We start from the raw sequence: 11,917 nt of genomic DNA on the forward strand, positions 1-11,917 counted from the left end.
CCGACGTTGGGATATTAGGGTTTACAGTCAGCGACCTGTTCTCGCGGGGCGAAACGGCCCTCGCTACAATCGAACAGATGGACTGAAGGCTGTGCCAACCAGCCGTTACTCCTATCCTTCGCAGGACTCGAAGTTACTTTTCGCCGAATATTCTCCGCACCATTCACATCCGCGTTCGCAACCGTATCGCACTCCTTGCAGACGTACAACCCGCGTTCAACACGCTGGTTGCCGTCTTTCCTCCCACAGGCGGAACACGTCTTGGAGGTATCGCGTTCGGATTCAACGGTTACGTCGATCCCTTCGGCTTCCGTTTTGTAGTCGAGCATCGACGTGAAGCGGTCAAACGCCCATCCGTGAAGATCAAGGTTGCCGTGCGTCCCCCAGTTACGAGATTCGCCGTCCTTGTCGTCGCGGATACCGCCCAAGTCGCCTATGACGATTGTTCCAACACCCCTCTCGACACACTCCGAAACGATGTGTTTCGAGAGTGTATGCAAGAAGTGGGTTCTGCGCTCCGTGCGTTTCCGATCAAGACGACACCGCTCATTGGATCGGCTATCGTCACACTTCGCCTTCTTCCGTCCGAAGTAGTATTCGTCCTCTTTCAGCGCGTTGCCGGGAAAGAGGATGGATTCGCCGCCGAACGATAGCGCGGCGACGTTCGAGATGCCGAGGTCGATCCCGGCAGTCTCGTTGCCCGGTGGGTCGGGATCAATCACCTTTCGACAGACGAAGTGAAGCCGCCACTCGTCGTACTTGTGAACGGCCCGAACCTGCTGGATGTCCCACTCGGAGAGGTCCACGTCGGGGCGTAGCTCGTACTCGCACAGCACGAAGTCCGAACGGTGTTCCTTGAGGTTGCGCCCTTTCGAGAGGCGAACACGGGTGAACTGTGCATCATGCTTGAAGCCAGCCGCCTTGAACGACACTGTAGAACGTGGGTGTGAATCGCCGCGTTTGCGGTAGCCGGGCGGTCGGGCACGGCTATCGCCGTTCCGACGCTTTGCGAACCAGCCGTTGAACGCTTCAGCGAGTTCTTCGAGAACGCGCTGACTGGATTGCGAATGAAGATCCGTATAGCGTTCGTGGCCTTTGAGTTCGGATTTGAGTTCCCCGTCATCGGGGAGCTCGCCCGTTTCGTCCCACTGTGCTTGTGCGTAGTAGCGACCGACGTTCCAGAGTTTCGACGCGGCCCGTCCGAGTTGATCGAGGTCATCACTCACTTGCCGTGAGTTAGTGATCGACGCCTCGAATGTTCGGTGGGTTCGCATCGATTTCTGGCACCATAACCGGTTATGGACGCCGAGAACATAGTCGTACCGATCCAGTATAGAGTATCCGGCCATGCAACAGGCTGTGGATTGTTACAGCAAGTGACGGCGCGTATCCACGCCCTAAAGGACGTGGTATTGCGCCTGTTCAGCGTATAATCGAACCACACAGGAGATAATTGACTGATTAGTCGTACGAACTATGCGTGCGGAGCCATTGTTGTAACGGATCGAAAATAGATAGACTAAAAAGAAGATGCTGATAATAGTCCAGTGGTTGTACTTCGTGTCCTGATAGAACGAGGAGACTTCGTTCTATCGGTCGAACCGACGGCGTTTACAGTGTCGCTGTGATCGAGTTCAGTTTGCCGTAGAACGACTCTGCACTCGAGTTCGCGCTTTCGAACGATTCCTTCACGTGGACCCCCCACCCGCGGTCGAATTACGACGGAAACGTGGGGTGGGTGTCCGCCACAGTGTGCTGGCTCGCCACTCCTCCAGAGCACCATCGCGTTGGCACGGAGACGGAGTTCGGCTCGCGTTGAGACGACGTCGCTGTCGGATCCAGACTCGAGCCGCACCCGTCGGTGCTCACGCTCGAGGCAGGCAACACACGGCTTCAGGCGACACACGTCCCCCTATCCGAGGACGGCAAACGACAGTACCAACAGCGCACACACGATCGCCCCGGACAACGTTGCGAGGAAGTTCACGCTCTGGTTGCCGAGCAGGCGTCCCTCGAGGGTCGCACCGAGGAGACTATCGACGGTCATGCCGACGACGCCGGCGGCGACGATGATCCCCGCGCCAACGGCCGTGACCTCCGGGAAGAGCCCATAGGAGATCCCGGCGACGACGGCTGCGCCCACGATTCCAGCGACCTCGCCCTGCCAGGTCACGCCGCCGTCGGTGCCGGGTTCGACGGGTTCGAGGGTCGTAATCAGCCGCGGAGTGTCGAAGACGCTGCCGATCTCACTCGAGAGCGTGTCACTCATGGCGGTCGCAACCGAGCCGGCGAACGCGAAGAGAAACAGGCTGGGATCGTGGCCGCCGGGCAACAGCGCGGCGGAACTCGCCGCGTAGCCGAGGACGGCGACGATCGCGACGGCGGCGTTGCCGAGCACGTTGCCGCTGCCGCGGGCGCCGTTGTTGTCCTCGGCAACGCCCATCGTCGCTTTCTGTTCGTAGCGGAACTTCGAGGAGAGACCGCCGATGGCAAAAAACGAGATGAGGACGACGAACCAGCCGTAGCCGCCGAGGACGATCGTCAACAGCCCGAGCAGAATACCGGTGAGCATGCCTGCGATCGAAGCGGTCTCGAGTGCGTACGAGACGTAGCCGAGTGCGATCGTGACGACGAGCGCGGCGACGATCTCGGGCAGGGCGTGGGTCGGCTCGAGTTCCGCGAGGAGCCAACACAGGAGTCCAACAGCTAACATGACGATTGGATCGTCATTTGAATACAGGACGTCACGGAGCAAGGCGGCGAGCAACGCACCGCTCGCACCGAGAAAGACCATGAGCGGCAGCGTCGACGTGATCGACTCGAAGGTGCCAGCGCCGTCGGTAATCGTGACCGTCGCAGCCTGTCCGACGATGGCAGCGGCGGCCGCGACCAGACAGAAGACGGTGACGATGACAACGTCGCTGTCCGTCCGCTGGCGGGTGAACTGCGCTGCGACGTTGCCGTATCCGATGAGGAGGACAGTCCCGACGAAGACGGCGAGCGTCATCGACGTTGTCACCGCGATCAGGCCGAGGGCGACGGTCGCGAGGACGAACGTGATGAGCCCGTAGAGCCGGCCGTCCTCGTAGTCGCTCGGATAGGCGAGGAGATCGAAGAGAGGGCCGTCAGTTACCGCGAAGGCCCCAAGGATCACCACGGCTGCGAGTGCGGCCCCAACCTCAGGGCCACCGAGGGGGACGGCGAGTGCAAACGTACAGATGATCGCAAAGACGCTTGCTCGCCGGACGGGTGCTGTCACGATATCGAGTCCTTTCTGTGGCGTTCACTTGAAGGTTCGTGAACCACGCTGTGCCCGTTCTCACCGGTCTCAACGGCGCTGCCCGTCGAACCTGTCACTTGGAAGAAATGCTGTCTGTCTCGAGGAACAGTATCTCGCTGGCAAGTGACGGCACGTTGCTGACGGACCACGATACGTCGCTGGCGAGCCACGACACGTTGCCGACACGTCGTGTCGGCGACCAGTGCGCGAGTTTCGCTGTCGACCCTGTCTGTGGTCGCCGCGAAGCGAACAAATCCGTAACCCTATACCATCGGACCGGAAACGCAAGCGCGTGGGACTGTACGAACGGTATCTCGCCCTCCGGATTCGCCGTCACGACGGTGAACCGCCGGATCACATCGCGCTCGTGATCACCGAACGCGACCTCCTCGAGCGTGGCGCCTACGAGACGCTGACGGACTTTTTCGACTGGGCGTTCGAGTACGCCTCGCAGGTTACCGTCTACGTCAGCGTCCTCGACGCTGCGGCCGTCCCCGCCTTGCGCCGCGAACTCGAGACGATCGACGCACCACAGGAGGTGGCCGTCCGCGGCCCCGACGATCGGACGCGTGCGGACGCGCCGATCCGCATCGGGATCGGACTCGGCGGCAAACACGAGTTTACCAGCGCGGTTCGGACGCTCGCCGAACACGTCGAGGCGGGCGAGCTCGAGCCCGACGACATCGACGCCGATCGGGTCGAAGACCACCTCATCTTCCCTTCGGAGCCGGATCTCGTGATCAAAACCGGTGCGGAGCGCCTCTCCGATTTCATGATCTGGCAGTCGGTCTACTCGGAGCTGTACTTCACCGACGTCAACTGGCGGGACTTCCGCAAGCGTGACTTCCTGCGCGCGGTACTCGAGTACTGTAACCGTTCCCGTCGGTTCGGTCGGTAACGCGGGCGGTCAGCACTCCGGGCGATGGACGACACGTCTCAGCGTTCTGAACCCTGCTCTACAACCCGTGTGACGTTTCTCAGTCTCAGTCGGCGGTCTGACCGCTCGAGTCGAGCCCGTCGCCGGAGTCGGCGTCGAGACCGGACAATTCCTCGGGCGTGGGCTGTTCGGCCGTTGGCAGCGAGTCGCGGAACCGTTCGACGACCGATTTGGCCTCGACGAGTTCGGGCTCGCTGATCGCTCCGAGCAAGGCGATGGCTCGGCGGGCGCGAGTCCGTCGCCACGACTCCTCGCGGTGTTCGTACGTGCGAATCCCACGCAGGAAGTCCGTCTTCGAGAACTCCGGCCAGTAGGGCGTACAGAAGAAGACCGCGGCCTCGTTGCCGTTTGCGTGCCACGGCAGGAAGTTCGAGGTGCGCTCGTCGCCCCCTGTCCGAATAATGAGATCGACGTCGCGAACTGGCTGGTCGTAGAGTCGGTTTTCGATCGTCTCAACGTCGATCTCGTCGGGCTCGAGCTCGCCCGCCTCGACGTCGGTGGCAACGCCGTTGATCGCCTCGAGCAACTGTGAGCGGCCGCCGTAGGCCAGCGCAATGTTGAGCACGAACTGATCGTAGCCGCGGGTTTGCGCTTCGGCGTAGTCGACGGCCTCTTGCACGCGCTCGGGCAGCCGGTCGACTTCGCCGATCGCGCGGATGCGGACCTCGTTGTCGTGGACGCGGTCGGCGTCGGCGAACTCCCGGAGCTTCTTACAGAGGAGGTCGAACAGCGCCTCGTTTTCCTCGTCCGGCCGGTTGAAGTTCTCCGTCGAGAACGCATACAGCGTCAACTCTTCGACGCCGATGTCCTGACACCACTCGAGGACGCGTTCGGTCGTTTTGGCCCCCGCGCGGTGACCCTCAGGAGCGTTGTCTCCCTTCCCGCGAGCGTACCGGCGGTTCCCATCTTGGATCACTGCGACGTGTGTCGGTGCACCGGAGATCTCTCGCGAGAGGACTCGCTCGTAGGCCGCATCGACACGCCGACGGAGCCACCGCTTCATTGGACGGCTAGATGTTCTGGTTGCCTATGTGTTTTGTGTGGCACACGGCGTCACGCCATCTCGTCTCGGCGACGGCGCTGTGAGATGTTGCTGTGGGCCGCCGTCCGGTCTCGACGCGCTGCCCCGGAAATCGTGACGGCTATCAGTCCAGCCGTCTTCGTCTCGCCCAATGGCAGACGTAATCGACGACGACCTCTATCAGCGGACCAAAGCGCTTCTCGAGCCCGGTGAGATCGAACTCAACGGTGCTATCGTCCACACCGACTACGACGGGCAAGAAGACGTCCAGATGATGCAGGCGACGATCGACGTCGGCGACATCATCGCCGAACACTCGGGCCACGACCCGAAAGATTGCTACGTCTACTCCGGTAACGACGACACCGATTTCTCCTCGAACCAGCACCAGGGCCTCACGCTCGAGGACGAGGAGTTCGTCTGGGAGTGCCAGCAACTGCTGCGAAACGGTTCCTTCGACATCGTCATTTACTCCTCGAGGACATCCGCGAGCTCGGCCACGAGGTCACGGGCGTCCGCGGCGACTGAGTCGGTCGACCGGTGTGATGCGTTCTCCAGCGCTGTTTGCTGCCGTTGGGCCGTCGTAAGCCGCCGCTCCCGAGGGTATCGGTCCACCGCAGCGGCCGCACGCGTGTCGATAGCACACCATGTCCGATTTCCTTATAGTTGGTCAGTCCCGAGGTCCGTGTATGACTACGGACGTCGACCTGACGGAGCGCGAACGCGCGGTCGTCAACGCGTTTCAGGGCGGATTTCCCGTCACGGAGCGCCCCTTCGAAGACGCTGCCGCCGCCATGTGCGACCGCGGGGTCGACATCGACGCGACCGAACTGCTCGAGACGATTCGTGAGTTGGATGAGCGCGGCGTCCTCTCGCGCTTTGGCCCGCTCGTCAACGCACAGGAGATCGGTGGGGCAGCGACGCTCGTCGCCATGCACGCCCCCAAGGACCGGTTCGACGAGGTCGTCGAGACGGTCAACGCCCACCGCGAAGTCGCCCACAACTACGAACGCGAGCATCCACACCTGAACGTCTGGTTCGTCGTCAGCGTCGCGAACGAGGACCGCGTCGAGTCAGTCCTCACTGAAATCGAGGACGAAACGGGCCAGAAGACGTACAACCTCCCGAAACAACAGGAGTTCCGCGTCGAGGCGAAGTTCTACGTCGACGGACCACTCGACGGGAGCGATGGTCCTGCCGGTGTCGACTGTTCCGACCTCGGCCCCGACGTCTCTCAGACCGACCGGTCGACGCTGTCTCCGGCCGAACGCGACCTCGTCCTCGAGGTTCAGGGCGGGCTCCCCCTGACCGAGACGCCCTACGCCGATGTCGCCGACGCCATCGACGAGAACCACGAGTGGGTCCTCGAGACGAGCAAACGCTTCGAACAGGAAGGGAAGATCCGCCGCATCGGCGTCGTGCCGAATCACTACGCGCTCGGCTACACGGAAAACGGGATGACCGTCTGGAACGTCCCGGACGGCGTGGTCGACGAGGTCGGCCCCGAGGTCGCCGCCCTCCCCTTCGTCACCCACTGTTACGAACGGCCACGTCACGACGGCGTCTGGCCGTACAACTTCTTCGCGATGACCCACGGCCGCAGCGAAACCGAGAGCCAGCAACGGATCGAACAAGTTCGGGAAACCATGCAGGCCCACTGGGACGTTACTGACGACGACTGGGACTCGCTGTTCTCGAGCCAGATCCTGAAGAAAACCGGGATCCGGCTGGACGAACGCGCTGAAGCGAACACCGAGTCCGCCTAACGCGCCCCTGTCGATAGCCTCTCACAGCCCCAGCTCACTCACAACCTCCATGATCCCACTCCTCCACGATTTCACGGGGACGACGGTGCTCGTCTTCGGCGGCGGCCCGGTCGGTGCCCGGAAGGCTCGCCGGTTCGCACGCGAGGCCGAGGTGCTCGTCATCAGCCCCGCGTTCGACGACCGCGATTTCGGCGCAGCTGAACTGATCCGGGCTGCGCCGGACCCCGACGAGATCGACGGCTGGCTCGAGCGAACCGAGCCGGCCCTGGTCGTCGCCGCCACGGACGACGAGGCAGTCAACGACGCCATCGCAACGGCGGCCCGAGACCGCGGTATCCTCCGCAACCGTGCTGATCGGGCGGGCGACCGCGAGCCGGGGAGCGTCGTCGTTCCTGCGACGGTTCGTGACGAGCCCGTCGTCGTCTCGATCGCGACCGGCGGGACCGCCCCGGCGCTGAGCAAGCACTTGCGACAGGACCTCGAGGAGACCCTCGACGGGGCGGGTGCGATGGCGACGGTCTGTGGGCGACTCCGGACGGAGCTCAAATCGCGAGACGTCGACCCCACGCGGCGACGTGAGATCGTCACCGGTGTCGTCAACTCGCCAGAGCTTTGGACAGCTTTACGTACGGGTACTTCCAACTGTTGCCAAGTGATCGAGGACGTGTTGGACGCCGAACTGCCTTCGAGGGGTGACCGTTAGTGATTCCAGCGGGAATCGTGACCGCTGCACGAGTGACCCACGAGAGCGGTAGTGTCGACGATCTCGCCGCTGCGACGCCCGAGAGCCAGCGAACAGCCGTCGCAGACCTGTTGTCCGTCCCATCGGTCGAGGAAGCGTACGTGCTCTCGACGTGCAACCGCGTCGAGGCCTACGTCGTCGCCACCGACAGCGCCGTCGGCCAGGCCGCCCTCGATGGATTTTTCGAACCAGTCGACGACGACGCCGTCGTGCTGGCCGACCACGACGAGAGTCTCCGCCACCTGCTTTCGGTCGCCGCCGGCCTCGAGTCGGTCGTGCTTGGCGAAGACCAGATCATCGGCCAGGTCCGCACCGCCTACGAGGACGCCCGCAGCGCCGGTGGCATCGGCGAGATGCTCGAGGCCGCCGTGACGAAGGCGATTCACGTCGGCGAACGCGCCCGGACTGAGACCGAGATCAACGAGGGTGTCGTCTCGCTCGGCTCTGCAGCGACGCGACTCGCCGGCCGAACCGTCTCGCTCGAGGGCGCGACTTCCCTCGTCGTCGGGGCCGGCGAGATGGGGCGTCTCGCCGCACGGAGTCTCGCAGACACCGGCGTCTCGGAGGTCGTCGTTGCAAACCGGACGGTCTCGAACGCCGACCACCTCGCCGCGGAACTCGACGTCGAAGCCAGCGCCGTCCCGCTGGAAGCGCTCGACACCGTCGCCAGCGAGGCGGACGTGGTCGTGACGGCGACCGGCAGCGAGGAGCCGATTCTCGGTCCCGACCAGTTCGACGCCGCCGACGCCACAGAGCGGGTCGTCGTCGACCTCGGCCAACCGCGTGACGTCGTTCCGGCGACCGACTCGCTACAGACCGTGACCGTCTACGATCTGGACGATCTCGAGTCGATCACCGAGGAAACCAGAGCACAGCGCGCCGACGCGGCCCGCGAGGTCGAGGCGATGATCGACCGCGAATTCGGGTTGCTCTGTGAACAGTACAAGCGAGCGCGCGCCGACGAGGTGATCGCCGCGATGTACGAGTCCGCGGATCGGATGAAAGAACGCGAACTCGAGACGGCGCTCTCACGGCTTGAGGGCGAGGACTTTTCCGACGAGCAGCGCCAGATCGTCGAGGCGATGGCTGACTCATTAGTCAATCAGTTACTCGCGCCGCCGACGAAAAGTCTGCGGGAGGCCGCTGCCGAAGACGACTGGAGTACGATCAACACCGCCCTCCAGTTGTTCGATCCCGACTTCGGCGGCGACGACGGGCCGATCGCACCACCGATGAACGCCGGTGCGATGATCCCCGAGCCTCACCTCGAGGCGACTGACGACGACTAAGGCCAGAGTTTGGTCGCGTTGACGATGCAGAACTCGTCGTCCTCTTCGACCTCCCAGATCCGAAGAACGAGATGTGCCTTGCAGTAGTACTCGGTCGTTTTGATCCCTGTGTGCTCGTTTCGAAGCACGAGTTGGCAGGTTCCATCGTTCGAGCAGTCTGCAGACAGATCACACATAACGCTGCCAGAACGTACTCGACTCGCCGATAAGTCCCTGTCGGTGAATCCGATCTCGGATTCGGGCATCGACCCGTCAAATATTGGGTTTCGTCCGTCCCAGCCGTGCCCGGCACAATCATTATCTGATTGCGTTCCGTTCGGGCGATCATGGCCGACCTGCTTTCCGACGATGAAATCGAAGCGCAGCTTCCGGACGACTGGACGCGCGAGGGCGACGAAATCGTCCGGACCTACGAGTTCGACGACTACCTCCGTGGCGTCAACTTCGCCCAGATGGTCGGCGAGATCGCTGAGGCACAGTTCCACCATCCCGAGATCGTGATCCGCTACGAGGAGGTCGAGATCCGACTGACCTCCCACGAGGAAGGCGGGATCACGGACGCCGATATCGAGATGGCCGAACTGATTGAATCCGAACGAGACGCCTAACGTCGAGCGATGGACGCCAGCTACGTCTTTCGCGCACAGGTCCGACTCGAGGCCGACGATCCGGCGGTCACACTCGAGCCGTCGACGGCCGAGACGAGTGTCACGCTCCGGTATGTGGCACCTGAGCCGGGGACCGAGGGCTGGCTGTTCTTCCGGGATACGCTCTGGCGCGGCGAAATAAGCGACCCGTCGTACGGCCGCCAACTCGTCGAGGAGTGGCTCGGTGAGCCGGTCGAATCGGTTTCTTTCAGCGAACTGCAGGTCGACGAGGCGTACTTCAAGGCGCTGAAAGCCGAAATCGCGGCCGATCTCGAGGCCTTCAACGCCGACACCGTTTCGGAGGTGCTCTCGAAGTATCTTGGCTCGAGTATTAGAGTGACCGACGGGGCCGCCGAGTGAGCGTACACCCGTGAAACGCGCTCGAGCAGGCGATACATCTTTACTCGAGACGCCCCTACCACAGTGCCCGATGGCTGCCGTGGATCCGTACGACTTCTGGCTGCTCGATCTCGACGGCACGCTCGTCGACGTCGAGTGGTCGTATACCCGTGAGGTGTTCGACCGGGTCGGTGACCGGCTCGGGAGAGAGTTCTCCGACCGTGAAGCCGACGTCCTCTGGAGTGGGCTCACCGGCTCGCGCGACCGTCAGCTTCGCCAGTGGGGGATCGACCCGCAGGAGTTCTGGGACGCCTTCCACGACGAGGAGGACCCGCTTGTCCGGGCCGAACAGACCTATCTGCACGACGACGCCGACTTCGTCACCGACCTCGACGTGCCGGTCGGCCTCGTGACCCACTGTCAGGAGTTCCTCTGTGAGCCGGTACTCGAGTACCTCGACATTCGGGACTGGTTCGACGCCCGCCTCTGCTGTACCGAACAGACCGGCTGGAAACCCGATCCCGAACCCGTCCAGTGCGTGATGGACGATCTCGGCGTCGGACATAACGGCCACCGGGGGGTTCTCGCGGGCGACGGCTCGAACGACATCGGCGCGGCCTGGAACGCTGGCCTCGATGCGATTCACGTCGAACGCGTCGGCCACGAGCGTCGCGGACAATGCGTGCGCGGCGATTATCGCGTCCAGTCGTTCGACGACCTGTTCTGAGCCGCCTCGCACTGAGCGGTCTGTCGTTCCACGTTCCCGGTGCACCCACAGGAGGGTCGCGAGTGTGTTGAACTGACTGACAGGAGTCTGTCTAATTCGTTTTTCACCTTCGCACCGACCAGCGTGACCGCCTCGACGAGACCAAAAAGGATTCACGACACCAGCCGGAGACTGTGGTAGACCGCCAATGAAATACTGTCTCAACTGCGGCTGGCAGGCACATGACGACGATCAGGCAGACCGATCTCCGTCACGGCAGGCGATCGACCACCACGTCGAGACGGGGCATACGATCGACTCGAGCGACGGTGCCGTTCCACCGACGGTCGTTGCTGCCGCCGAGGCGACACTCGAGACCGGACGACCGTCCTCGAGCGACTGATACTCGTATGAGGGCGCGAGCACGTCCACTGTCGGCACCCCGAGAAGCGTCTCGGCCGATCACTCGAGCGGTGGCTGTTCGCCAGCCGGCTGGAGTTCGTCCCCGACCAGTGTTTCGTAGGCGCGTCGGAACCGTTCGGAGAGCGCCTGATGGGAGATACCCAGTTCGTCGGCTAACTCCTCCATCGAGATTCCACGCGGAATCTCGAAGTAGCCGTGTTCGAGCGCGGCCTCGAGAGCTTCCTGTTGTTCGGGTGTCAGTCGACTCTCGCTGTCGGTGACGCTCGTGACGTCGGTGACGCGCCGCAAGTCGACGGAGAGGCCGCTCGCCTCGAGTCGATCGTACGCGTCACAGAGCGCGTCGCGGTTGCGAAACCGGACCCGTACCTGCCACCAGCCGTCGGTCCCCCACATCTCGAGCAACGAGCCGCCGTCAGCGAGCAGTTCGTCGCGGAGCCGAACCGTCTCGTCGACGAAACTGACGTCGAACAGCAGTCGCGACTGGGTTTCGACGAGCAGTTCGTAGCCGTCGACCGACGGGTCCGCGTCGAAGGCTGCAGTGGCCGTCTCACGGTCGACGCCGGACACCCAGAGGGAGGGTCGTGTCTTCGACACGGAGGACTCGAGTTCGAACGTGGCGTCGGGTGCGTACTCGAGTGCCGTCCCCAGTGTCGTCTCCGCCGCGGGTAGCCGGAATTCGGCGATCGTGGACATCACAAGTCGTACACCGTACTGGCGTAAAAATCACTGTTCTGGCGCCTGTGACTGTCCGTTTCGATGAATCGAAC

At 63.0% G+C, this 11,917-nt stretch carries 13 protein-coding genes and 1 pseudogene; 9 read left to right on the forward strand and 5 right to left on the reverse strand.

Features of this window, described 5'->3' with window-relative positions:
• Positions 1-14: 14 nt before the first annotated feature.
• A complete protein-coding gene (locus tag GCU68_RS09040; protein ID WP_152940881.1) occupies positions 15-1,274 on the reverse strand; it encodes an RNA-guided endonuclease InsQ/TnpB family protein in 1,260 nt (419 codons plus the stop codon).
• Positions 1,275-1,912: 638 nt separating this feature from the next.
• Entirely contained in the window at positions 1,913-3,259 is a 1,347-nt protein-coding gene (locus tag GCU68_RS09045) for a DUF92 domain-containing protein (RefSeq protein WP_152940883.1), read from the reverse strand.
• A 313-nt stretch (positions 3,260-3,572) separates the two neighbouring features.
• On the opposite strand from GCU68_RS09045, the gene GCU68_RS09050 reads away from it, so the two are divergent.
• Positions 3,573-4,178, forward strand: a complete 606-nt coding sequence (locus GCU68_RS09050; protein WP_152940884.1) for an undecaprenyl diphosphate synthase family protein — start codon at positions 3,573-3,575, stop codon at positions 4,176-4,178.
• Positions 4,179-4,263: 85 nt separating this feature from the next.
• Here GCU68_RS09050 and uppS read toward each other — a convergent pair whose 3' ends face one another.
• Complete coding sequence (gene uppS / locus GCU68_RS09055) at positions 4,264-5,220, reverse strand: polyprenyl diphosphate synthase (RefSeq protein ID WP_152940886.1); 957 nt, start codon at positions 5,218-5,220, stop codon at positions 4,264-4,266.
• A gap of 169 nt (positions 5,221-5,389) precedes the next feature.
• Here uppS and GCU68_RS21615 point away from each other — a divergent pair.
• The 4 genes and pseudogenes from GCU68_RS21615 (at position 5,390) to hemA (ending at position 9,035) form a co-directional block, all read left to right on the forward strand.
• A pseudogene (locus GCU68_RS21615) lies at positions 5,390-5,766 on the forward strand (DUF5778 family protein).
• 161 nt (positions 5,767-5,927) lie between these two features.
• A complete protein-coding gene (ahbB, locus tag GCU68_RS09065; RefSeq protein WP_152940888.1) occupies positions 5,928-7,004 on the forward strand; it encodes a siroheme decarboxylase subunit beta in 1,077 nt (358 codons plus the stop codon).
• 49 nt (positions 7,005-7,053) lie between these two features.
• Entirely contained in the window at positions 7,054-7,707 is a 654-nt protein-coding gene (locus GCU68_RS09070) for a precorrin-2 dehydrogenase/sirohydrochlorin ferrochelatase family protein (protein ID WP_152940890.1), read from the forward strand.
• Positions 7,707-9,035: a glutamyl-tRNA reductase gene (gene hemA / locus GCU68_RS09075; RefSeq protein ID WP_152940892.1), complete on the forward strand. Its 1,329-nt coding sequence runs from the start codon at positions 7,707-7,709 to the stop codon at positions 9,033-9,035. The genes GCU68_RS09070 and hemA overlap by 1 nt, the downstream gene beginning before the upstream one ends.
• On the opposite strand, the gene GCU68_RS09080 is transcribed toward hemA, so the two are convergent.
• The gene (locus tag GCU68_RS09080) at positions 9,032-9,211 is read right to left on the reverse strand and encodes a hypothetical protein (protein WP_152940893.1); all 180 of its coding nucleotides are present in this window, start codon (positions 9,209-9,211) and stop codon (positions 9,032-9,034) included. The two genes, hemA and GCU68_RS09080, sit on opposite strands and share 4 nt — an antisense overlap.
• A gap of 150 nt (positions 9,212-9,361) precedes the next feature.
• On the opposite strand from GCU68_RS09080, the gene GCU68_RS09085 reads away from it, so the two are divergent.
• From GCU68_RS09085 to GCU68_RS09100, 4 genes are all read left to right on the forward strand, one after another.
• A complete protein-coding gene (locus tag GCU68_RS09085) occupies positions 9,362-9,643 on the forward strand; it encodes a 4a-hydroxytetrahydrobiopterin dehydratase (protein WP_152940895.1) in 282 nt (93 codons plus the stop codon).
• 9 nt (positions 9,644-9,652) lie between these two features.
• Complete coding sequence (gene lwrS / locus GCU68_RS09090) at positions 9,653-10,042, forward strand: LWR-salt protein (RefSeq protein ID WP_152940897.1); 390 nt, start codon at positions 9,653-9,655, stop codon at positions 10,040-10,042.
• Between the two features lie 70 nt (positions 10,043-10,112).
• Positions 10,113-10,748, forward strand: a complete 636-nt coding sequence (locus GCU68_RS09095) for an HAD family hydrolase (protein WP_193565042.1) — start codon at positions 10,113-10,115, stop codon at positions 10,746-10,748.
• Positions 10,749-10,935: 187 nt separating this feature from the next.
• Positions 10,936-11,130, forward strand: coding sequence for a hypothetical protein (locus tag GCU68_RS09100; RefSeq protein WP_152940899.1), 195 nt, complete (start codon positions 10,936-10,938; stop codon positions 11,128-11,130).
• A 59-nt stretch (positions 11,131-11,189) separates the two neighbouring features.
• On the opposite strand, the gene GCU68_RS09105 is transcribed toward GCU68_RS09100, so the two are convergent.
• A complete protein-coding gene (locus tag GCU68_RS09105; protein ID WP_152940901.1) occupies positions 11,190-11,843 on the reverse strand; it encodes a helix-turn-helix domain-containing protein in 654 nt (217 codons plus the stop codon).
• Positions 11,844-11,917 lie beyond the last annotated feature (74 nt).

Origin of the sequence: Natronorubrum aibiense, assembly GCF_009392895.1 — an archaeon.
Classification (GTDB): domain Archaea; phylum Halobacteriota; class Halobacteria; order Halobacteriales; family Natrialbaceae; genus Natronorubrum; species Natronorubrum aibiense.